The 22,875-nt window shown below is 35.1% G+C and carries 25 protein-coding genes; 9 read left to right on the top strand and 16 right to left on the bottom strand.

The genetic code is table 11. The features are described 5' to 3' along the window. Positions 1-90: 90 nt before the first annotated feature. The 3 genes from PLI06_08270 to lonB all read right to left on the bottom strand — a co-directional run bounded on the left by PLI06_08270 (position 91) and on the right by lonB (position 4,051). On the bottom strand, positions 91-1,338 hold the full coding sequence (locus PLI06_08270; GenBank protein ID HOI77585.1) for a Glu/Leu/Phe/Val dehydrogenase: 1,248 nt from the start codon (positions 1,336-1,338) through the stop codon (positions 91-93). A gap of 202 nt (positions 1,339-1,540) precedes the next feature. Further along, positions 1,541-2,161: an MBL fold metallo-hydrolase gene (locus PLI06_08265; GenBank protein ID HOI77584.1), complete on the bottom strand. Its 621-nt coding sequence runs from the start codon at positions 2,159-2,161 to the stop codon at positions 1,541-1,543. Between the two features lie 21 nt (positions 2,162-2,182). Next, positions 2,183-4,051 (bottom strand): ATP-dependent protease LonB, encoded by a 1,869-nt coding sequence (gene lonB, locus PLI06_08260; protein ID HOI77583.1) that lies wholly within the window; start codon positions 4,049-4,051, stop codon positions 2,183-2,185. Positions 4,052-4,310: 259 nt separating this feature from the next. Between lonB and prs the strand changes: the two genes are divergently transcribed. The 5 genes from prs (at position 4,311) to npdG (ending at position 9,023) form a co-directional block, all read left to right on the top strand. Continuing rightward, positions 4,311-5,159 (top strand): ribose-phosphate diphosphokinase, encoded by an 849-nt coding sequence (prs, locus tag PLI06_08255; protein ID HOI77582.1) that lies wholly within the window; start codon positions 4,311-4,313, stop codon positions 5,157-5,159. An 8-nt stretch (positions 5,160-5,167) separates the two neighbouring features. Continuing rightward, positions 5,168-5,713 carry a CBS domain-containing protein gene (locus PLI06_08250; GenBank protein HOI77581.1) on the top strand — a complete coding sequence of 182 codons (546 nt, stop codon included), beginning with the start codon at positions 5,168-5,170 and terminating at the stop codon, positions 5,711-5,713. A 60-nt stretch (positions 5,714-5,773) separates the two neighbouring features. After that, entirely contained in the window at positions 5,774-6,223 is a 450-nt protein-coding gene (locus PLI06_08245; protein HOI77580.1) for a hypothetical protein, read from the top strand. 179 nt (positions 6,224-6,402) lie between these two features. Continuing rightward, positions 6,403-8,157: an MtaA/CmuA family methyltransferase gene (locus PLI06_08240; protein HOI77579.1), complete on the top strand. Its 1,755-nt coding sequence runs from the start codon at positions 6,403-6,405 to the stop codon at positions 8,155-8,157. A gap of 125 nt (positions 8,158-8,282) precedes the next feature. Further along, positions 8,283-9,023, top strand: coding sequence for an NADPH-dependent F420 reductase (npdG, locus tag PLI06_08235; protein HOI77578.1), 741 nt, complete (start codon positions 8,283-8,285; stop codon positions 9,021-9,023). Positions 9,024-9,036: 13 nt separating this feature from the next. Here npdG and PLI06_08230 read toward each other — a convergent pair whose 3' ends face one another. From PLI06_08230 to rsgA, 3 genes are all read right to left on the bottom strand, one after another. Next, entirely contained in the window at positions 9,037-9,480 is a 444-nt protein-coding gene (locus PLI06_08230; protein HOI77577.1) for a VOC family protein, read from the bottom strand. Between the two features lie 71 nt (positions 9,481-9,551). Beyond that, positions 9,552-9,884, bottom strand: a complete 333-nt coding sequence (locus tag PLI06_08225; protein ID HOI77576.1) for a hypothetical protein — start codon at positions 9,882-9,884, stop codon at positions 9,552-9,554. After that, positions 9,881-10,639 carry a GTPase RsgA gene (gene rsgA / locus PLI06_08220; protein ID HOI77575.1) on the bottom strand — a complete coding sequence of 253 codons (759 nt, stop codon included), beginning with the start codon at positions 10,637-10,639 and terminating at the stop codon, positions 9,881-9,883. Before rsgA ends, PLI06_08225 begins: the two co-directional genes overlap by 4 nt. Positions 10,640-10,747: 108 nt before the next feature. Here rsgA and PLI06_08215 point away from each other — a divergent pair, with 108 nt between their 5' ends. Both PLI06_08215 and PLI06_08210 read left to right on the top strand, forming a co-directional pair. Then, entirely contained in the window at positions 10,748-11,212 is a 465-nt protein-coding gene (locus PLI06_08215) for a GNAT family N-acetyltransferase (protein HOI77574.1), read from the top strand. A gap of 45 nt (positions 11,213-11,257) precedes the next feature. Then, positions 11,258-11,518 carry a hypothetical protein gene (locus PLI06_08210; GenBank protein HOI77573.1) on the top strand — a complete coding sequence of 87 codons (261 nt, stop codon included), beginning with the start codon at positions 11,258-11,260 and terminating at the stop codon, positions 11,516-11,518. On the opposite strand, the gene icd is transcribed toward PLI06_08210, so the two are convergent. The 5 genes from icd to PLI06_08185 all read right to left on the bottom strand — a co-directional run bounded on the left by icd (position 11,515) and on the right by PLI06_08185 (position 16,077). Beyond that, positions 11,515-12,714 carry an isocitrate dehydrogenase (NADP(+)) gene (icd, locus tag PLI06_08205; protein HOI77572.1) on the bottom strand — a complete coding sequence of 400 codons (1,200 nt, stop codon included), beginning with the start codon at positions 12,712-12,714 and terminating at the stop codon, positions 11,515-11,517. The genes PLI06_08210 and icd overlap by 4 nt on opposite strands. Position 12,715: 1 nt before the next feature. Continuing rightward, positions 12,716-14,632 (bottom strand): aconitate hydratase, encoded by a 1,917-nt coding sequence (locus PLI06_08200; GenBank protein HOI77571.1) that lies wholly within the window; start codon positions 14,630-14,632, stop codon positions 12,716-12,718. A 117-nt stretch (positions 14,633-14,749) separates the two neighbouring features. Then, positions 14,750-15,274, bottom strand: a complete 525-nt coding sequence (locus PLI06_08195; GenBank protein ID HOI77570.1) for a 2'-5' RNA ligase family protein — start codon at positions 15,272-15,274, stop codon at positions 14,750-14,752. 54 nt (positions 15,275-15,328) lie between these two features. Then, positions 15,329-15,673 carry an alpha/beta hydrolase gene (locus PLI06_08190; protein ID HOI77569.1) on the bottom strand — a complete coding sequence of 115 codons (345 nt, stop codon included), beginning with the start codon at positions 15,671-15,673 and terminating at the stop codon, positions 15,329-15,331. Then, positions 15,619-16,077, bottom strand: a complete 459-nt coding sequence (locus tag PLI06_08185) for an alpha/beta hydrolase (protein ID HOI77568.1) — start codon at positions 16,075-16,077, stop codon at positions 15,619-15,621. Before PLI06_08185 ends, PLI06_08190 begins: the two co-directional genes overlap by 55 nt. Positions 16,078-16,174: 97 nt before the next feature. On the opposite strand from PLI06_08185, the gene PLI06_08180 reads away from it, so the two are divergent. Further along, positions 16,175-16,378, top strand: a complete 204-nt coding sequence (locus tag PLI06_08180) for a dodecin family protein (GenBank protein HOI77567.1) — start codon at positions 16,175-16,177, stop codon at positions 16,376-16,378. 1 nt (position 16,379) lies between these two features. On the opposite strand, the gene PLI06_08175 is transcribed toward PLI06_08180, so the two are convergent. The 3 genes from PLI06_08175 to PLI06_08165 are packed head-to-tail and all read right to left on the bottom strand — an operon-like array spanning position 16,380 to position 20,748. Then, positions 16,380-17,063, bottom strand: coding sequence for an NUDIX hydrolase (locus PLI06_08175; GenBank protein ID HOI77566.1), 684 nt, complete (start codon positions 17,061-17,063; stop codon positions 16,380-16,382). A gap of 1 nt (position 17,064) precedes the next feature. Further along, positions 17,065-19,893, bottom strand: coding sequence for a M1 family metallopeptidase (locus tag PLI06_08170; GenBank protein ID HOI77565.1), 2,829 nt, complete (start codon positions 19,891-19,893; stop codon positions 17,065-17,067). A 36-nt stretch (positions 19,894-19,929) separates the two neighbouring features. Beyond that, the gene (locus PLI06_08165; GenBank protein ID HOI77564.1) at positions 19,930-20,748 is read right to left on the bottom strand and encodes an ATPase domain-containing protein; all 819 of its coding nucleotides are present in this window, start codon (positions 20,746-20,748) and stop codon (positions 19,930-19,932) included. Positions 20,749-20,843: 95 nt separating this feature from the next. Here PLI06_08165 and PLI06_08160 point away from each other — a divergent pair, with 95 nt between their 5' ends. Further along, a complete protein-coding gene (locus PLI06_08160; GenBank protein ID HOI77563.1) occupies positions 20,844-21,113 on the top strand; it encodes an acylphosphatase in 270 nt (89 codons plus the stop codon). On the opposite strand, the gene PLI06_08155 is transcribed toward PLI06_08160, so the two are convergent. After that, positions 21,114-21,965 carry an MBL fold metallo-hydrolase gene (locus PLI06_08155; GenBank protein ID HOI77562.1) on the bottom strand — a complete coding sequence of 284 codons (852 nt, stop codon included), beginning with the start codon at positions 21,963-21,965 and terminating at the stop codon, positions 21,114-21,116. Further along, positions 21,965-22,741 (bottom strand): Mrp/NBP35 family ATP-binding protein, encoded by a 777-nt coding sequence (locus PLI06_08150; GenBank protein ID HOI77561.1) that lies wholly within the window; start codon positions 22,739-22,741, stop codon positions 21,965-21,967. Before PLI06_08150 ends, PLI06_08155 begins: the two co-directional genes overlap by 1 nt. Between the last annotated feature and the right edge of the window lie 134 nt (positions 22,742-22,875).

Below are 22,875 nucleotides of genomic sequence, written 5' to 3'. Positions count from 1 at the left end.
AAGGATAGGAATAATACTATATAAGTGTTTTACATATTTCTAATTCAGAAAAATTAAAGAAAATAATAAAAAATAAATAATAATAAGGAGTTAATAACTAAATCCTCTTGCTTTCATTGCATCGACAACTCTCTCGATTGCAACAACGTAAGAAGCTGTTCTCATACCTATACTGTATTTTTCCTTAGCGCCGATTACATCCCAAAATGCCTTTGTCATCTTTTTGTCAAGTTTTTCATATACTTCATCTGCAGTCCAGTAATAATTCATTAAGTTCTGGACCCACTCAAAATAGGAAACTGTTACTCCACCTGCATTACATAAGAAGTCAGGTATCTGGTATATTTCTTTTTTGATAAGGATTTCATCAGCTTCAGGAGTTACAGGACCATTAGCTAGTTCAGCAACCATTTTCGCCTGAATATTATCTGCGTTTTTAGCAGTAATCTGATTTTCAAGTGCCGAAGGGCAGAGAATATCACATTTAAGATATAATAGTTCTTCATTAGTTATGTTTTTTGCGCCCGGGAATTTAACAACGGAACCGGTTTTTTCTTTGTGCGCAAGAACTTTATATGGATCAAGGCCTGCCTCATTATAAATTCCACCTTGGGAATCGGAAACAGCTATAATCTTAGAGCCTTGATCATATAAAAATTGAGCAATGTAAGATCCTGCGTTCCCATATCCTTGGACTACCGATGTTGTTTTTTTTATATCCCATTTCAAATATTTTACGTATTCTCTAATGGTATACCATGCACCTTTTGCTGTTGCATCTCCTCTCCCTAAAGAGCCACCAACAGATAGTGGTTTTCCAGTAATTACTCCAGGGGTGTAGTGTTGCCTTATCTTAGAAAATTCGTCCATCATCCAAGCCATAATCTTTGGAGTGGTATAAACATCTGGGGCGGGAATGTCCAACTCTGGACCTATAAATTTGTAAATTGCTCCAATGTAGCCCCTAGAAAGCCTTTCAATTTCTCTATCGCTCATTTCTTTTGGGTTACAGATTATTCCTCCTTTTCCCCCACCATAGGGTATATCAACAACTGCACACTTCCACGTCATCCAAGCGGCAAGAGCCCTTACTTCAGCGGGGGATACGTTCCAATGGTATCTTATCCCCCCTTTTGTTGGTCCTCGGGCATCGTTATATTGACATCTATAACCAGTAAAAACTTTAACATTACCATTATCCATAGTAACTGGAATGGTTACCTCAAGGAACCTTTTTGGCTTTTTCAGCGCTTCATATATCCCTTCATCAAGTTTAAGAACTTTGTTTACTTTATCAAGTTGTTTTAATACGTTTTCAAATGGATCTATGTTCTCCATAGAATACCTCCCCTTTGAACTGTTATTTTTTTAAGTATTTAAATCTTAGTTATTATATTTGGCAGAAATAGACCCCATTTGACATTAAATTATCAAATTTAATGCCATTTAATCATTTTATTAAACCAATTAAAGAATAGATGGCATTTAATTGTAGTAAGAATTAATCAATAAAAAAGTTAAGCCGTACAATATTCGACGTTTATAAATCCTCTTCCATAAGCGTGACCATATACTTGTTAAATAAAAGATCTTTCCCGGAAAAACTTTCGCCGTGTCCAGGGAATACTTCTTTCACTTTAATTTCACATAATTTTTTTAAAGATTCCTTGAGATCTTCGAGACTTCCTGAAGGCAGGTCATATCGCCCAACTGAACCTTTGAAAACTGTATCTCCAGAAAAAAGATAGCTTTTATCTTCTTCTAGCAAACACATTGACCCTGATGTATGTCCAGGGGTGTGTATTACTTTAAGCAAATAATCTCCAATATCTATTACATCGTTTTCTTTTAGAGGATTCACGTCTTTATAACCCTCAAAAGTATTAGAAAATGCCCAGAAGAAAGTTTTTTCAGTTGCATTTTGAATATCTAGGTAATCCTTTTCGTGCGCATAAATGGGCACTTCAAAAAATTTGTTACCACCAATGTGGTCATAGTGACAATGTGTATTGATAATAAAATCTATCTGTATGTCATTTTCATCGACATAATCATATATTCTATAATTTTTATATGTTCCAGTATCAATTAATACAGTTTTATCGCTCTCAAGTATGTAGCAATTAGAGTCGATTCCCAAAGACTCAATAAAATGAAACATTAGATCATCACTTGAATTATATTAACCAAAAGACTCTTGTAATTTTTTTAGATTTTTAATAAAATCTGAATTCTTATTTGCAATTAATACATAGCTTAAAATATCTTCGAGTCTTTTAACAGGTACTATGTTTATCTGTTCCTTTTTTGATTTTTCTACGTATACGTCATCTTTGTTTGAATAGGGTATTATTACTTCTTTCATTCCACTCTCAACTGCGGCCTCAATTTTAGCACTGACTCCACCTATAGGTAAAACATCTCCTCTTACTGAAAGAGATCCAGTCATGGCAATATCCTGCCTTATTGGAATATCTTCAAGTGCAGAAATAACAGCTGTTGCAACAGATACACTGGCACTGTCCCCTTCAACACCCTCATATGCCTGAAGGAACTGGATAGTGATATCGAAGTTGGATAAATCCTTATTTGAATATCTCTTTACTAAGGAGGACACTATCGATATCGACTCTTTTGCTATTTCTCCAAGTTTTCCTGTTGCAATTACATTACCATGTGATTTTGATGAGGAATTGGCAACACCGACTTCTATAGGAGTAATAATTCCACTGCCTTCTCCTAAAACAGCGAGCCCATTAACTTTTCCTACCTGGGCACCTGTAGATCCAAATATTTGATAAGCTTTTTTCCTATCAATGTAATCATCTGCAATCTGATGTTCAAGAGATCTTGAAAGTTTTCTAGCTTCGATAATATGTTCAACGGTAACAATATTATCTCCTTTAGTTAAGGCAACATCACCGGCAGCCCTAACCATACCTCCAAGTTCTCTCAGCCTAAGCGTTAGGTGATTCTTTCTGTTGCTTCTCCTTCTTGCCTCTTGAACAATCTCAGCAACAGCGTCAAGTGAAAAGTGCGGTATTTTTGCATCTTTCTTTACCTCTTGAGCAACAAATCTAACTATCTTCTTGATATTTTCCTCAGTTGCTGGCATTGAATTTTCCATGTAAACTTCATATCCATATCCTCTGACCCTTGAACGTAAGGCAGGGTGCATATCACGCAAAGTTTCAAGATTTCCCGCTGCCACTAGGACGAAATTACATGGAACTTTTTCTGTCCTGACCATAGCACCAGAACTCATTTCACTCTGCCCTGTGATAGGGTATGCTTTTTCTTGCATACCTGTAAGAATAGCTTGTTGCATTTGAATCTTTAAAGTTGAGATTTCATCTATAAATAATAGACCTTTGTGAGCCTTCTGAATCATTCCTGCTTCAACTCTTTCGTGAGCTGGTGTACCAAGACCTCCAGACTGGAATGGGTCATGCCTAACATCCCCAAGTAATGCTCCTGCGTGAGCGCCTGTTCCATCTAAAAATGGTGCATGGTCCCATTTAGAGTTATCAACTAATATTTTTGGAATCATGACTTGATTTTTAATTCTAAATGTCTGCATTCCAAAGAAAATAATAACTGCAAGAAACAGCCCCCATAATAACTGCCCTTGTGTAAATGCAATAACAATTATCGCACCAATAACAAAGAAAAGTATCATTCTTTTGCTTTCTTCCTGTTTTTTTGCCATCGCTTTGTGCTCATCAATTATAAGTCTTGCTTTACCCCTTGGAACGGTCCTAATCCTTGGAGTATTTGGGTCATCGGGATTTGGATAAGCAAGTATATCTTCAAGATCTTCTTTTGGGAGAAGTTCTGCCATTGCCAAACCCAACATTGATTTTCCTGTTCCGGGTTCCCCTATTAACAATACATTTCTTCTTTGTTTTGCCGCTGTCTTAACAATCTCAACAGCGTGGTCTTGACCAATTACCTGGTCGATAAGACTTTCAGGCACTTCTATCTCTTCAGTAGTAGAAACATCATAAAAAGATTTAATCTGCTCTCTGACTTTTTTTACTTCTTCTGTAATGTCTACCAATTCTTCGTTTATTGGTTCTATTTCTTTTTCTTTTACTTCATGAATAGAAGATTTTTTCTTTGCCATTTGTATTTCCTCTAAAAAGACTTATGCGTTTATAGATACCTAGCCTTTAAAAATATATCGTACTTATAATATAGAACATATTATCCAGTAATTTTCCATTTTATAATATAATAAATCTTATAGAAATAGAATTTAAAGAGAAAAATATATTAATGGTTAGACATACCTAATTTTAGGTGTTCACATGTATGTTACATCACTATCATCAAAAACAACTTTGGATAAATTAAGAGGTGATTTCAAACTTATTGACTGTCACTTTGAAAGATTTCCGGACGGAGAAGGATATGTTAGATTTGATGACAAAGTCAAGAATATTAAAGAAATCCTTATAGTTCAATCATTGTACTATCCCCAAGATGAACATATAATGCAGCTTTTTTTCATGATTGATGCCTTAAAAGACTTAAACATTAAGATTAATCTCTTAATTCCTTACATGGCCTATGCAAGACAAGACAAGAGATTCAAAGACTGGGAATCAGTTTCTGGCATATCTTTAGCAAAGATTATAGATCGATTTGAACTTGAATCGAAGTATACAGTAGATATACACGATTTAAAAATAACAAAAGCTATGAAAGGAGAAAATCTCTCGGCTATGCCCGCAATAGCAGATTATTTAATGAATTTAAATCTTAAAGAGCCTGTTATTATTTCTCCCGATAAAGGCTCAGTAGAAAGAGCTAAAATAGTTGCGGACCAAATGGAGGCAGAGTTCGATCATCTTGAAAAGACAAGGCTTTCTGGAGACACCGTTGAGATAAGACCAAAAGAAATTAACACTAAAAATAGAGATGTTGCAATTGTCGACGATATAATATCAACTGGGGGAACCATGGCAAAGGCATGTGAAGTTCTTAAAAGAGAAGGAACTTTAAAGGTGTTATCAGGTGCAACCCACCTGTTGATGATATCTAATGCGGAAGAAAGATTAAAAAAGGCAGGTATTGATCGTATCTTTGGTTCAGATTCCATTCCATCTAAATTTTCTGACATATCAATTGCAAGTATTATAGAAGAAATGTTTTAGGCGATTAAATGATTGATCTTGGGGAAGTTAAAAAATTAAGGAAAAAATTTGGAGTGACTCAGAAGGAGCTAGCTTCAAAAGCCGGTGTTACCCAAGCGTATATAGCTAAACTTGAGAACAAACAGATTGACCCCAAAATTTCTTCTTTTAACAAGATCTTAAATGCTTTAGAAGAGCTAAGGGTAAGAATGAAAAAAATACAGGATGTTATGGTTTCTCCTGTAATCTTCGTTCACCCCAAGGATAAGGTTAGTGATGCCATAACAATAATGGCGCGGTATAACATATCACAGTTGCCTGTTTTGAGAAATGGTACCCCCGTGGGAAGTCTTTCTGAAAAATCATTGATAAAAAAACTTGGAATCGGAAAAATTTGTGAAACTCCAGATCTTACAGTGTCTGAGATTATGGAAGAAAGTTTCCCGGTAGTTTCTAAAGAACAAAGTTTTGCTGAAGTATACACACTACTAAAAGAAAATCAAGCTGTTCTTATTGAAGAAATGGGGAGAGTTGTAGGAATAATCACAAGAGCAGATATTCTTGATAAAATATAATATTATTAATAGTTAATTTTAAAAACAAATCTTCACTCCATAAGAAAAAGGAGGTTGTATATGCCAATAATTAATTTTAATATTACAAAAGCCGTAGTAGAAAAGAAAAAATTGGAGAAAGCTCCTGAAGGACCAGTGAGTTTCACTCAAACGCCAAATATTGTCTCAATTAAAGAGATGCAGCTTTCAGGACCTAGCGGAAGATTAAACGTGTTAGATGTTGAGTTTGATTTCCTATCAAAGTACGAACCTGAAGTAGGCAGTGCAAGCATTAAAGGAAACGTTTACTACCAAGAAGGAGAAGAGTTCAGAAAAAAAATCGTTGAACAGTGGGAAGGTAAGAAGACCCTTGACACAGCATTTTTTGATGAAGTGATAAATGGAATAAACGCAAAATGCTACGTATTTTCAATGATGTTAATAAAAGAGCTCGGCCTTCCAATTGCAACGCCATTCAGGTACAGCGCTTCTCCAGAAGCTACTAAGACTGAAAAACCAAAAAAGAAATAATATTTTTATAGTTTATCTCATATTTTTTCTTTTAAATTAAAATTTTATGTTGTCATTAATGCTGATTAAATAAGTGGATGGCTAGACCATCCATGAAAAACCTTTTATTAAATAATCAAAAGGAACAATTGGGTAAGTTAACCTATTTTATTGGTTGACTACATAAAGGAGGAGATTATTTGGCATTAAGAGAAATGACACCATATAGAAGATTCATGTCGGCTATGGCCGGTGGCCGTGTTGACAGAACACCCACTATAGTACTTTCAAACTTTTGTAAAGAATTAATGGCATCAACAAACGTTACTTGGCCAGCATGTCAGACCGATCCAAAGGTTATGGCACAATTCCAGGCAGGGAGATATGAAGTCTGGGGATTAGATTTACTTATATCCCACAATGATTTAGTATCCGAAGCAACTATGCTTGGAGCAGATATTGATCTTGGAACAGATTTAAGACATCCTTCAGTATTGAAACATGTCCTTGAAAACACTGACCCAACAAAATACAACATACCAAAAGATGTTACATCTAAAGGAAGAAATCCAATAGTTGAAGGATCGACTAAGATTCTAGTTGAAAAATATGAAAAACTTGTTCCTGTTTTTAGAACTGTTACAGGCCCAATGACTATTGCAGGTCACCTTTGGGGCGTTGACAGAATATTAATGTGGTCAAAGCAAGAAGAAAAGAAGTTTGAAGCTTGTCTTGATATTTGTACCGATCTTTGTATTGAGATTATTAGAAACTCTATTGATTCAAGCGGAGCAGATGGATTTTACATGCCTGATCCAACAGCTTCTGGAGACTTACTAGATCCAAAAGATTACCAGTACTTCCTTGAACCAAGATATAAGAGAATGACAAAGGAAACAAAAGATGCTATGTCTATATTACATATCTGTGGTGACACAAGAGGATATATGGACAGAATCCCACACTCTGGATTTGACGCATTCTCATTCGAGGCCCCTGGAACATCAGTTAAGGAAGCCGTAATGGGTCTTGGAGACAGAGTTACACTCATCGGAAGTTTGGAAACAATCCCAGTCGTAATGATGGGTACTCCTGAATATGTTTATACACAATCACTAAGAGATATTGCGGATGGAGTTGACATTCTTTCCCCAGCATGCGGTACACCACCAATGACTCCAAACAAAAACATAAGAGCAATGGTAGAAGCATGTGAACCAAAGAAAGTAAAGAGAAAAGTAGTTGCACTAAGCAAAGAAGAAATCATAAAAAAATACACACCAGCAAAAGCTGACCTTGCAGACATTACAAAAGCAGTCATGTTAGGGGATGCTGTAACAACCGAAAATCTAGTAGTAGCAGCCCTTAAAAAAGGATTAAAACCAATCGACCTAGTAGAAGAAGCATTATTACCTGGCGCTATTGGAGTAGCAGAGATGTATGATGGCGGATATGCATTCGTTCCTGAAATATTACTCGCTGCAAATGCAATGAAGAAAGGTATCAGCCACTGCCAGAGCGCAATGGGAGATGTCAAGCCAAAGGGTAAGATTATTATGCACGTTGCATTCGGTGACGTTCACGCCATTGGAAAAGACATTGTAAAATCAATCTTGATTGCAAAGGGATACCAAGTAACTGATCTGGGGGCAAGTGTTCCATGGGATAAAGTTATTGAAGCAACAAAGAAGGAAAAACCTGATGTAGTCTCTGGAACAGCATTGATGACAACAACAAGAACTGCATTCCCCAAGGTAGCCGAACTTATGAAGAAGGAAGGCATAGAAGTACCATTCATAGTTGCCGGTGGAGCAGTCGACCCAGCATACGCAGAAACAATGGACTATGCCATATACTGTAAAGGACCAGGAGATGCTGAGCCTGTCTTTGAAGGTATAAGAAAAGGCAAGAAGTGGCAACAAATCAGAGAAGAAGAGCACAAGAAATACAAGTAAATTATTTTATTTTTTTCTTATTCTTTTTTTAATTAATTTTTCAAATCTATTCATTCTTTTAGAGAGTGCTCTCTCAAAAACTTTTTATATACAGACAAGTGAAATGTATTCTAAGGTTGATTAAAATGAAGAAAATTGCCATTATTGGGGGAACTGGCGGACAAGGCACGGGACTTGCTTTAAGATGGGCTAGGGCTGGACATGAAATCTTTATTGGATCTAGAGAAGAAAGCAAGGCTTGTGCATCTGCCGATAACTTGAAGGAAATATGTATTGATACTGCATGTTCTTTATTAGAAATAGAAAGGTCTGATGTCCAAGCTATAAAGGAAAAAGTTCCTGAAGCAAAGATACTAGGATTCGATAATCTAGAAGCAGCAAAAAAAGCAGATATAATTGTGATAAGTGTTCCTTATTCGCATCTTATCCCTACTGTAGCGTCTATTAAAGAGGCTTTAACTGAGGGGAAAACTGTCGTATCTGTAGTTGTACCTCTTTCAACTGCAGTTGGTGGAAAAGCCACGACAGTTATTTCCCCTTGGGAAGGGAGTGCAGCAGAAGTTATTCAGAGCTTAGTACCAGAGAATGTTCAAGTAATCAGCGCATTTCAGAATGTAAGCGCAGATAGACTTTCTGACCTAGCAAATACAGTTGATTGTGATGTAATCGTATGTGGTGGTTCAAAGGATGCAAGAAAGGGAATAATGGAACTTGCAAAAGACATACCTGGAGCAAGAGCGATTGATGGTGGACTATTACAAAATGCAAGACTCATTGAGCCAATAACGGCATTGCTCATAGGCATGAACATACGATATAAAGTCAAGGAAGGCATGGGCATAAGATTTACTTATCTGACTGAATAAATTAAAATATTATTTATTCTGAATATAATCCTTCTTTTTTATTATATACTTCGATTATGTTTCCATCTGGATCATAAAAATAAAAAAATCTCTTACCATTGATTTTTGGGTGTGGATGAGTTAGTGTAACTGGTTCTGATACTGTTTCTATAGAATTATTTACAAATTTTTCATGAAATGCATCCACATCTTCAACTTCAAATGCTATATGATTGAGCATTGAAGGGCTTTCCATAAGTCCACTTTTGAATTCTACTAATTCTATATTAACTTTTGATTTTGGATCGGATAATACTGCGAATACAACGTCAAAGCCTTCTATACCAGTTACTTTTTCGAACTGTTCACCACCTATTGGGTGTTCAAAGACTGTTTCTAAACCTAATGTTTCTTTATAGAATTTTTTTGACATTTCAAGATTTGAAACAAGTAAAGCTATGTGATTTAAAGTTGCCATGTATATTTTAACAAAAGGATAGTTTTAAAGGTTTTGAAAATATGCTTTATAATTTTACTAAGTTTATTAACCTAAAATTTATCAGACCTCATTTTTCTTATCAGTTTTATTTTTTTAGACATGCCACGCCCTCTTGCTTTCTCAGTTATCCTAGTCATCTCATTCTGCTTAATAGAAAGGTATTCTATTTCTTTTTTGAGTTTCATATAATGCTGGTATCTACGCAATTCAAGTTCGCCATTTTCAATAGCATTCTTTACTGCACAACCCGGCTCATTTAAATGGGTACAATCAGAAAATTTACAGTTTTCAGAAAGCGCTTCGATATCAGAAAAAACATCACTTACGTCTTCACCATCAGACCACAATTGGAGCTCTCGCATGCCTGGATTATCTATAATCATCCCCCATTAGGAAGCATGAACATCTCACGATATGTTGTAATGTGTCTCCCATGACTATCCGATTTCCTAACTGATCCAACTTTTTGACGATTTGTACCAAGTAGTTTATTGATAATAGTAGACTTTCCAACTCCAGAAGACCCCAGAAGCGCTATCGTTTTTCCTTTGCCAAGATATTGATCAAGAGATTCTAAGCCTTCGTTAAGCTCAGCGCTCAATGTGTGTATGGGGATTGTTGGGTCTATCCTCTTAACTTCCTCCAATCTTTGATCAAGATCCTCACAAATATCTGATTTGTTCAATATTATAACAGGTTTTGACCCACTTTTTGAAACTAGAGTAAGGTACCTCTCAATTCTTTGAATGTTGAAATCATTGTCAAGACCCGATACAATAAAAACGAAATCAACATTTGCAAGTAATACCTGTTCTTCTGTAATCTTACCTGCAATCTTTCTAGAGAATTTGCTCTTTCTTGGAAGAACGGCATGGATGGTACCCTTACTAGCCGTTTCCATCTTTATGGCTACCCAATCCCCAACGACCGGAAAAGAAGTTTTGTCTTCGGCAGTGAATCTAAATTTACCTGAAACTCTAGTTTCAATTTCTCCAGTTTCGGTAAGCGCCATGTAACTTTTACGCTGGACCTCTGTAATACGGCCTGGTATTAGTCCCTCTTCTTGAAATATAGTGAAATTATCAAGAAAAAACGAATCCCAATCAATTGTTTCAAGATCAAGTAATGACTGATTCATAGAATGCACCTGTCTTATCCGATACAGATATTTTCATATTTTATAAAACTAACATTAATTGAAGAATAGGCTAAAGATTTTAATATAAATGTTGATTTTAATAATTTAATGAGTATTAGAAGAGCCAAAGAAAAAGACTTACCTAGAATCTTAGATCTTAACAACAGAGAATCAAAATGGGTCGGTAAAAAAGAAATTGATTTCTTTCAAAATTACATGGATATCCCCATTTTTAATGTATTTGAGACTAATGATAGAATTGTTGGATTCTTGATGGCTATGAATCAGAATACCGATTATGATAGCATAAACTTCCTATGGTTTAAAAATAAATTCAAGAAATTTTACTACATTGACAGAGTAATAGTAGATGAGTCAATGAGAGGGAAGGGAATTGCTTCTCTACTTTATAGAGAATTAATAGATACAAAAGGAGACATACCTCTTGTGGCAGAAGTGTCAATTAATCCATCAAATGAAGGCTCATTGATATTCCACGATAAGATTGGCTTTAAAGAGGTCGGGACGCTTACATCTAGCGATAAAAAGGTAAGAATGTACTACCTTGATTAAATAGATTTTTATAATAGAAAGACTGATAGAATATTCTGATAGCTTATGAAGAAGAAAAAACCAGAAAATGACACGCGCATGAAAGGATATATTAAAATCTGCCCAAACTGTGGCAGTACTGATGTCTCTGTAGAATCATTTAATTACATGGTAAGGGATATCTGCAAAGAATGTGGTTATGGTAGTATCAAAGAAAGTCTGTTCATTGATGACCTTTTATACTTCCCAGAAATCCCAGAATCAGATGTTGAGGAATTCAGAAAAGAAGTTATACAAAAGAAAAAGAAAGTAAAGAATAAGGATTAGATTTTACCAATATTCTTGATTATCCTTTCACCAAACTCTGAACACTTAACTTCAGTTGCGCCTTCCATCTGCCTTGCAAAATCATAGGTTACATATTTCTGCTTTATTGTTTCACCAAAGCTTTTCTCAACTAAAAATCCAGCTTCTTTCCACCCAAGATAGTTTAGCATCATGACACCGGAAAGTAGTAATGAACCGGGATTTACTTTGTCCATGCCCGCATACTTTGGGGCAGTTCCGTGTGTTGCCTCGAACACTGCATATCCATCACCTACATTTCCACCAGGAGCTATTCCAAGTCCACCAACTTGGGCCGCAAGAGCATCTGAGAAATAATCACCGTTAAGATTTGGCATGACAAGTACATCATATTCAGCTGGCCTCAAAATAATCTGTTGGAACATATTGTCAGCTATAGCATCTTTTAGAACTATCCCAGAGTTTTTATATTCGGTGTAAGGGATAATTTTTCCTTTGTAATCCTGATTGGCAAGATCATATGCCCAGTTCTTGAAAGCTCCTTCGGTGTACTTCATTATGTTTCCCTTGTGGACTACTGTTACAGATTTTCTATTGTTTTCAAGGGCATAATCAAATGCTTTCTTAACGATTCTTTTCGTTCCAAACTCTGAAATTGGCTTTATTCCAATACTAGAATTCTTTCTTATTTTTACTCCAAACTGAGTTTCAAGATAGGAAATAATTTTATTTGCCTCATCTGACCCAGCTTGCCATTCAATGCCTGAGTAAACATCTTCTGTATTTTCTCTGAAAACAATCATGTTAACATATTCTGGATGCTTCACTGGAGAAGGGATACCAGTGTAATAACTTACTGGCCTAATGCATGCATAAAGATCAAGAACTTGCCTTAGTGTAACATTAATACTTCGGATTCCCCCTCCAACTGGTGTTGTCAAAGGTCCCTTGATACCAACTACACATTCTTTTATCTTATGAACTGTTTCATCGGGAAGCCAACTTTTTGTTTTATTGAAAGCTTTTTCTCCAGCTAAAACTTCGGCCCAGTAAATTTTCCTTTTACTTCCATATGCTTTTTGAACAGCAGCGTCAATGATCTTCTGTGAGGCCTTCCATATGTCAGGCCCTATCCCATCCCCTTCAATGAAAGGAATTATTGGATAATCAGGAACGTCAATCTTTCCTGATTTTATTGTGATTAAATCTCCGCTCATGTTATCTCCTCATTTTGTTATATACGTAATTTAAGGCCCCTCCGGCCTTCAAAAGATCTAGATCTCTACCTAAAAGATTTTTATTGAGCTTGTAGCTCTCTTTCTTAGTAGTATTTTTACATATTATATTACTAAAATCACCTATCTCAATTACTAGCTCATCGCCAAAGTCAATTCTGTCATAGCCCTTTTCATCAGAAAATGTTAATGGGACTATCCCAAAGTTAACTAAATTTGCATGGTGGATCCTTGCAAAGCTTTTTGCAATTACGGCCCTAACACCCAAGAACATTGGAGCAATTGCCGCATGCTCTCTTGAAGACCCTTGGCCATAATTTGACCCCCCGACAATGAATCCGCCGCCCTTGGCTTTAGCCCTTGAAGGAAAGTCTTTGTCTATCCTTTCAAATGCGTATTCAGAAATTTTTGGTATATTTGACCTAAGTGGTAAAATCTTTGCTCCTGCAGGCATTATATCGTCAGTTGTGGTATTGTCCCCAGTTTTCAAAAGAACTGAACCTCTCAAAGGGTCTTTTAGACTTTCGTTTCTTGGTACCGGTTTTATATTTGGGCCCCTAATAATCTCGACATCTTTTCCACTTTCAGTTGGAAAAATAAACATATTATCGTTTATCTCAAATTTTACTGGCATCTCTACCTTTGGGTATTTGCCTAATTTTCTAGGGTCAGTGATAACTCCGTAAAGAGCTGCTGCAACTGCAACTTCAGGGCTTACTAGGTAAATATCTGCATCTTTTGTACCGCTTCTGCCTTTGAAATTTCTGTTGAAGGTTCTAAGTGACGTACCTTCAGAGTTTGGAGCTTGACCCATCCCAATACATGGCCCGCATGTGCATTCCAAAATCCTTCCTCCGGCATCAACAATGTTCTTCAAATGACCATCTTTAACTATCATAGACAGGACTTGCTTAGATCCAGGAGATACTACAAGGCTCACATTAGGATGAACTGCCTTTCCTTTAAGAACTTCAGAAACTAAAGCCAAATCTTTGTATGATGAATTAGTACAACTTCCAATTGCAACTTGAGATACTTTTGTCCCTTCAATCTCGCTTATTTTGACAACATTATCGGGCATATGGGGTTTTGCTATCATTGGCTCTAATTTGTCTAAATCAATTGAAATAGACTCAGAATATTCTGCGCCTTTATCAGCTTCAATTTTTTGCCATTGATTTCCTCTACTCTCGGATTCCATGAATTTTTTTGTGATTTTGTCACTTGGGAAAATCGAAGTTGTTGCCCCAAGTTCAGTACCCATGTTTGTAATTGTTGCTCTTTCTGGGACAGATAAGCTCTCAATACCTTTTCCAGTAAATTCAAATATTTTATTAACTCCGCCCTTAACGGATAATCTTCTTAGTAATTCTAGTATTACATCCTTTGCAGAAGTCCATTCAGAAAGCTTTCCATCAAGACAAACTTCTACGATGTTTGGCATTTTCAAATAGAAAGGTTCTCCTGCCATTGCAAGTGCAACGTCGAGCCCTCCTGCCCCCATAGAGATCATGCCAATACCACCGCCCGTTGGTGTGTGGCTGTCAGACCCAAGAAGTGTCTTCCCCGGAATGCCAAATCTCTCAAGGTGAAGCTGGTGGCATATGCCATTACCTGGCCTAGAAAATATTAGCCCATATTTTTTTGCAACACTCTGCAGATACCTATGGTCATCAGCATTTTCAAAAGAGGTCTGTAAAGTATTGTGATCAATATAACTTACAGATAGCTCGGTTTTTACCTTGGGTACTCCCATTGCCTCAAACTGTAAGTAAGCAAGAGTACCTGTTGCGTCTTGAGTAAGAGTCTGATCAATTCTAATTCCAATAAGACTTTGACTTTGCATCTCACCCTCAACTAGGTGAGAAGATATAATTTTTTCAGAAACATTATATGTCATATAACCACCAATTGTTCATTATAAGCTCTTTTCTTTGATATATTGATTAGGTTTTTAAGTTTAGTGGGTACATTAAGGCAGATTATTGTAGTAAAGAAAACAAATTATTGAAAATAACTACACTAATTCTATTGTTTCTATATCCTCTACCTTCTTATCTTTATAGTTTACAACTGTTAACTTTTTTATCTTCCCATAAATCTCGAAGTTCTTTTCGTTTAATTCGTCAACAAGCTTCTTACATTCATTTGCATTTGTAGAATTCCCAACACCTAAGTGAGGGGTAAATTGAATGGCAAGAAAAAGTTCATCTTTGAGTTTCCCAGAATAGAATTTATCGTGGATTTTTGTAATACTGCTGAATCCTTCATCTGGGACTAAAAAGACATGCCAGTAATCATTGAAGGTATCTTTATTTAATATAGCGCATCTAAGGCAGAAATCAATTTCTTTTAAGCCTTTAGATTTTTCCTTAATTTCATGAATAAGTTCCTTTTTATTTAAATTAAAAACTGGGAAGACAAAAGTAAAATGGGGTTTGACAACATCATAGTAAAGCATGTCATATTTATTTCTTAAATCTTGAATCCAATCGTAATTCTTCTTTTTAAGTTCTGGATATGCAATTACTAAAAATGACATGATTATTAATTTATTTTCTATAATAAAAATATATCTATTTATTATTGATAATATTCATAACCATTTTTTGAACCAATCTACAGTAAGACGGATAAGTTCAGACTCATGCTCTTCTTTTGAAAACATATGGTCTGACCCTTTTATAATGATAAAATTCTTTGGACCATTTGCATTTTCGTATATCCCTTGTGAATTAACAATAGAAACTAGTTCATCATTTTCTGGATGGATTACAAGAATTGGTGCTTTTATTCTTTGTACCAATTTAGTTGCATCTTGATTTTTTAAATCCAGATAAAAGCCATAGTTTATCCTTATCTTTCCTCTTTTCCAAGAGGGAAATGTTATGTAACCATCTTTCTTCCATTGAGCTTCCTTTTCTTTAAAGAGTGTACCCACTCAAGTTTTGCTGGAGCTGCTGCTGAGACTAATGCCTTAATTCGATTGTCATTTGCAGCAGCATTTATTGCGACTAATCCTCCAAGTGAGTGCCCCATTATCCCTACAGTGCATATACCTTTCCCCTCAAGGAAATCAACTGCAGAGATAATATCAATAGTCTGATTAGTTACACTCATCTCTTCACATTTACCTTCAGATTCACCTATGCAGTCACTAAAGTCGAATCTAAGTGCGCATATTCCTTCATCAGAAAGAGTTTTTGCGAGATTGAAGTAATGCTTAACTTCTTTGAATCCAGTGAAGTGACTAGAAATTATTACGCATTTATCGCCTTCACCCTCAAGTATGCCGACTATCTTAAGTCCTCTCGAATTAAAAAAAGATACTTTCTGTGCAGTCATGACAATAATAGGGAAATAAGAATTAATAAAGATAATGCAATTCTTAATTGACCCCAAAACTATTTATAGACAGATATTATATAATAATAGGATTATTATGTCTGACGTTGCAAAAGTAATTGAGGTTGTTGGAAAATCGGAGATAAGTTGGGAAGATGCTGTAGCAAAAGCAGTTTTTGTTGCTTCAAAAACAGTCCATAATATTAAGGGCGTTGAAGTTGAAAAGTTGACAGGAAAAGTAACAGACGGCAAGATAACTAAATATAAAGCTACAGTTAAATTAATCTTCGTCGTTGAATAAATTAAATATTTTTATTTTTATTTAAATTTACAATATGCCAGAATCTAAAATATGCATCGCTTTTTGTATTGGATAGCTCTTTTAAAACTGCAGTTGCTCCGCATGCAAAATTTAAAGGATTTTCTTTGAACAATGATACAACTTCTGAGATATCAATTTTTTCGTAAGACAGCTCTTCAATCGTTCCGTCTTCATTTTCATCAGTAATAATTATTTTTGAGTCAAATGGTATGAATAGAATATACCCCGTCATATACCCCACATTTATTGAATCGGGTATATTAAATCCCGTGAGAAATTCACCAATTTTTGTGAATCTTATCAAATCTTTTGACGAAAATACGTAAGGCATTCCATCATTTGAAACCGCTATTTCTTCTCTGGTTTCTCGTAATGCTGTTTTATCGTTTGCATGTTCAAGCGCCTTCGGATCATCTGATAAAAGGACAGGTTCATAGGTTACATGACCGCCATTGAAATCATATTTAGAAGGATCTATTTTTCTCTTTTTAGATCTCTTTTGCAGAATTGTTTTTTCTGTACCTCGGATTATTGGGATAATATTAACGGATATGTGGGGGATTCTAAGGCTACTGTGAACAATATCTCGCCTAACAAATCCACATACTGCCAAAATATCTTCTTCTTTTATCACAACTGGCAGATATTCTTTGTTTTCAGACATATTATCCCGATTTTAAGAATTCAAGTTCTCCATAAATCTCCTTGTATTTCCCTAAAGCTACTGGGGCGCCCATCAGTAACCTTCTAGCTGTGTTGTAAACGCTTGGCATTTTCTCTGGCGTTATATTTGACATGATTTCAATAATCGCCTTGATTAAATCCAAATGATGCTTTTCTTCCATATCATCAATATTTCCAAATACCTTTATTGCGTTGACAGCTGTATATTCATTTACTGCAGAAAGTTTTATAATTGCATCCTTCAAGAAATTTCTTCCTTCTTCAGTTTCTAAAGACTTTTTTCTATTGTGGGCAAATTGAACATAAAGTGCTCTTTGATCATTTGACTGTTCTATTCTAAATGAGTCAGAGCCTTCAATTCTTTTAATAATCTTTATAATGTCTTCACTGCTGTTTGATGCGATAATTCCAAGAAATGACTCCCAACTAACAAGATTCTTTTTTGACCTTTCTTCGATAGATTTCAAGACTTCCAGTTTATCTCTCGCAGAACTATTGAGATACAACGAAAAAGCTGTTAATTTATCTGTTGCGGAATCTGAATGATAAAGCTGTTCTTTTATAATTTTATGAATATCCTCAGTATCTAGAGTAGCCAACAAAGATAAAGCGACATTTTTTACTTGCCTTCTTTTTATTTCAAGGCTCTTAGTTTCAATATATGTTTTGCCAGAACAAGGAGTATTATATTTTTTGTATATTTCCAAAAGTTCTTTTTTGTATTTTTTGGCTATTTCCCCCATTATTTTCTTTCTAACATCATACATCTTTGTATAGTGATGTGCAAATTTTTTATCGTCTACGGATTCAAATATTGTAAGAAACTGTCCGCCTGCTTTTTCCATTAATGCTTCATCAGAGATTAGCTCAAAGTATATATCAATTATTTCTTCAATCGGCTCAAGTTCTAAATTATTCAAAAGTCTCATTTTCTCCATATCTAATAATTTGTAAAATGCAACGTATTTAGCTATCAGATTTTTGTCTTTTCTTATTTGAGAAATAAGATCTTCTAAATCTGCATCATAGTTAATCTTCCCATAGAACGAGTAATCTCTGTTCAATGAGATAAAGTGAGCTTCAGGTATATCTTCAAATACTACACTAGCCTCTAAACTATCAATCTTTTCAATGGACTCAATAATATCATTGCCTTTTTGATCTACAACTGCAATTTTTAATGGAAAAGTCCAGTATGCCCCTTCTTTTGGTGTCAACTGTTTTATTTCAAAAGTCAATCTCTTTTGTTTAGTATCATAGTTAGATTTAATGTCAACTGTAGGGAATCCTGTTTGTTTTAACCAATGTTTGGCCATTTTAGAAAAATCCATGTTTGAAACTTCTTCCATTGCCTTGATCCAATCTTCTGTTGTTGCGTTTCCATGGCTGAATCTCTTATGGTACAAATCCAAAGCTTTGACGAACTTTTCTTTTCCCATAAAAGTTTCAATCATTTTTACAAATTCAGGAGCTTTGACATAGGTAACCCCAGTAATTAGTTCATTTGGGTCGTTAAATCCATCTGGCAGTATAGGCATTACAGATGAACCTTGATCGGATGTAAAAGTGCCGCTGCTTGGGGCCAAAAGCGTTAATACAGTTTTTAATCTCCCGTAGTCTTTTCCAAAAAGAAATTCATGGTACTGTTTTTCAATTATTACTGTAACTGCCTCGTTAAGCCAAATTTGGAATGGATCCTTTCCAGTCACCTCTGAGCCGTTTAGGTTGTGATAGTACTCATGCACTTTTACTGAAACCATATATTCAAAGCCATTGTCTGTCATGTCGTTGAAAGGCATAATCCTATTGGTACTAATTGTTGTATTCCCAACGTTTTCCATACCACCAAAATCAGAGTTTTGCATACCAATCTCACGATAAACTGTGCCCGTGTATTTATAGCCAGGAATAATCTTCTTATTCAGATCTGACAATTTTTTTCTTATTTGTTGAAGTTTTTCATTATTTCCTTCAATCTTCATTTTTTCTCTATCTTCTATAAGTAACTTCATTTCATTTCGGATATCTAGATTATCGTATTGATTAGGCCCGGTGAAAAGATACGTCCAGATTATGCAGTCATGTAAAACATCCAAAGCTTTTTCTGCAATTTCTTTTTTTGAGTTTGGTGGAACGAGAAATTCTAGCATGAAAGTGTGGCCATCTGGATACTCAACTTCTCTTTTAAAAGTTGAATATGTTCCAACACCTAAAAAGAAAAGATACGGAGCCATTGGAGTTATTATATTGGCATATTTTATTTTATCTCTCCCACCGCCAATAGAATGTCTTTCTTCTAGAATATCTCCATTTGTTATGATGTTCGTGTATCTTTCATCCGCAATAATTGTAGTTGTGTAAGTACATTTTGCCATCATATCGTCAAAACATGGGACAAGTCTTTGGAATCCCCACTGCTGACACTGGGTAATCTGTTGTGGTGGTGCCTCTGGAGGTGTTTCATCATAATATAGCCCCTCTAAGATATTTTTTGTTGGTCTGCAAATAGTTTCAGTATTAATTACAAACTCTGTTTTAGGTGGCAATGATTTATCAAAAGTTATTATAATTACATTTTCATCTTTTATATAATTATGTTCTGTTTCATAATTTTCTACAGATAAAGATATGACTTCCAGATTTTTAGCATTCAATTCGAGTTTTGATATAGGAAAGTTCAAAGATTTTGCTCTTAGTTTTGATTTTACATTTGTGTAATTATGATAAACATCAAAAATCAAATCCATGTGGAGGACCTTGACAGGAAGGTCTTTGAAATCATCTGGGTAGTATTTGAAAAGCCTTTTCATAAAAACACCTTTTATCTGCAGAGCAATTCGATTTAGTTAAGTCTTCTTTGAATTTTTCTTTTTAGAATTGTTGGCAGATTTCTTCTTTTTTGTTTTTTTCTCTTCGATTATAAGAGGTTTTAATCCATCTTTTTGTATTACAAAATTTACCCAATTTGTATAGTGGTCTGCACCCTTGATTTTTCTGATTCTAATTTGTTTTAAGAGAATGTCTGAGGCCATATAAGTCGGGTCGTACCTTAAATCTATAATTCCATCTACGATATAATCAAATACATCAGCAAAACCCTCAAATGCCTTAAGCCCATAATGGAGTGTTGAAAAAAACAATACATTTCTTTCTTTTGTCCCTCTCGCTCTCCAGTTCTTTACAGAGTCAACGACCTGAGATGGGTCAGACAAAGTCATGAATTCAGTCAAAGAATCGATCAATACTATACCTTTACCATCCATGTTCAACTCGTCCATTAAACTTACCAATTTATCGGTAAAGTTGGGCAAGTCGTCTGGCTCTCTTAGGACTGTAATGCATTTTTGATCATAATCTGCTTTCATCCTAAAAGAATAACAATCTAAAAATCTTAAAAGCCCTTTTTCACAAAAATTTGTTATGTCCCATCCAAGACTATTAATATCGGAAAAAACTGAGGGCGGTGGATTGTCAAGGGCAACATAAATTACAGGCTCCCCCCTCTTCAAGAATTTATAGCATAATTCCCCAAGTATTGCAGATTTTCCTGTTCCACCTTCACCAAGAAGGACAATAAATGAGTCTCTTGGGATACCATCGAGTATTAAATCATCTAAAAGATCTATATCTGTTTTAATATTTTGACGTTCTTTGAAGCCTTTCATAACTATAAATAAGTTTTGAACTATAAAAGAGTAATTATTTTGATATTTTCATATCAAAGATAAGCTTTAAGAAATTAAAGAGATAGTATTTATTAATGAAGAGGATTAGAATCTACATATCAGGATTAGTACAAGGGGTATTTTATCGTGCTAATGCTCAAATAGAAGCCCAAAGACTAAAAGTAACTGGTTATGTTAGAAATCTTCTAGATGGAAGAGTTGAAGCAGTTATTGAAGGTGAAGATATCTGTGTTAATAAAATGATCGAGTGGTGCGAAGTTGGCCCAAAACACGCAAGAGTTGACAAAGTTGAAGTAGTAAATGAACAATACAAAGGAGAGTTCAAAGATTTTTTTATTAGATAATCATTGACATTTAGTATCTTTTCCCAAATGATATCCTTCAAACTCGATTAATACTTCAAATCCGGTGTATCCTCTGCAATACATTTTATCAAGTGCAGAATGAAGCTTAAAGGAAGCGTAATCGCCCGTGCAATGGAATCCAAAGAGAGTTATGCCATATTTTTTGAGATATTCTACGGTACGAGAGATCTTATTATCATCAGCTGCAACAAGATGAGTCCCACCAAGAACTAAGAATACATCATCCCCGATAAGATCCTTTGAATGCTCAATTGTATTCAACAGGCCAGAATGATTACACCCTAATATCACGACCCCACCGATATGGGTTTTTATTACTAAAGCCTGATCATCAATTATCTCGTCATGATTAAATTTTGAGCCTATTTTTTTTTGGAATATAGTTGATACTTTTTCAAAATCAAAGGTCCTTTCTATTTGGCCTGTGGTAAATATCTTCTTAGACACTTCAATACTCTCTTGGGTAAGGGATATATCTGGTAAATCTTTTTTCTTGAAGGGGGCACCAATGTACTTTGGGCCCATATCTGTTTTTTTGTATTTTTCTTCAAAAATTGAAGGATGGGCAAATATTTTTACATTTGAGTATTTCTTAATACCCATTAGCCCTCCGGTATGATCATAGTGCCCGTGACTTATGAATATTTTAGATATGTCCTCTTTTTTTTCGCCAAATACCTCTAAATTATGATTTAGGACATCAAAAGTTTTGCCAGTGTCAAAAAGAATTTTCTCTTTATTTTCAATTAAAAAACTAAGTCCGTGCTCTCCCCAAAAATTAGAGGAGAGCTTAACATTATTATCTACAACGCATTTAATTTTGGCATGCATTACAATCCTTCCAAAAGAGTAAATATACCTCCAAGATCTATTTCATATTCCTCTATTTTACCTTCATCACATAGTTTTGATATCTGTGGATCAATTGGTATTGTTCCTACAATTGGAACTCCCATCTTATTATCTTCACCATTTCCAAATACATTGATTTTTTTACCACAATCAGGACAAGTTGCATAGGACATATTTTCTACAACGCCCAAAATTCTTACATTTAGTTCTTGTGCCATAGATATAGCTTTTTTGACAATTGTTGCGGCAAGAGTCTGAGGAGATGTTACTACTAAAAATCCATCTAATTTGATACTCTGCATTAAAGTCAGCTGCACATCACTTGTACCTGGAGGAAGGTCAAATAACAAATAATCAAGTTCGTCCCAGATAATATCTGCAAGAAATTGCGAAACTGCACCGCTAATCATAGGGCCTCTCCAGATAACAGCGTCTTCATTTTTAGGTAGGAGTAAACTCATAGACATTATTTTAATTCCACTTTCACTTATTACTGGCATTATACCAGAGCTCCCACCTATTGGCTTCTCATTTATACCAAACATCATTGGAATACTAGGCCCAGTTATATCAAGATCTAGAATACCCACATTTTTTCCCTGTTTGGCTAGATAAGATGCAATTAAAGAAGTTACAACGGACTTTCCAACACCGCCCTTACCACTGCCTATGGCTATCTTTTTATCAATCTTCGACATTCTTTCTTCAATGTTCATCTTTTGAACTTTCAGTTGCTCTTGAAGGTTAGATACCATATATATCACCATAGAATACTTATTCAATACTATTTAAAACTTTTTAGTTACAACAATATAGACAATATTGTGAATATGTAGCCACAATTACATTAAATACAAAACGTTTATAAAGAAATTTATTGCTTATTTAT

The sequence above is a fragment of the Methanofastidiosum sp. genome (assembly GCA_035362715.1).
Classification (GTDB): domain Archaea; phylum Methanobacteriota_B; class Thermococci; order Methanofastidiosales; family Methanofastidiosaceae; genus Methanofastidiosum.
The sequence above is the reverse complement of the archived record's forward strand: the minus strand, read 5'-3'. Positions and strand labels throughout refer to the sequence as shown.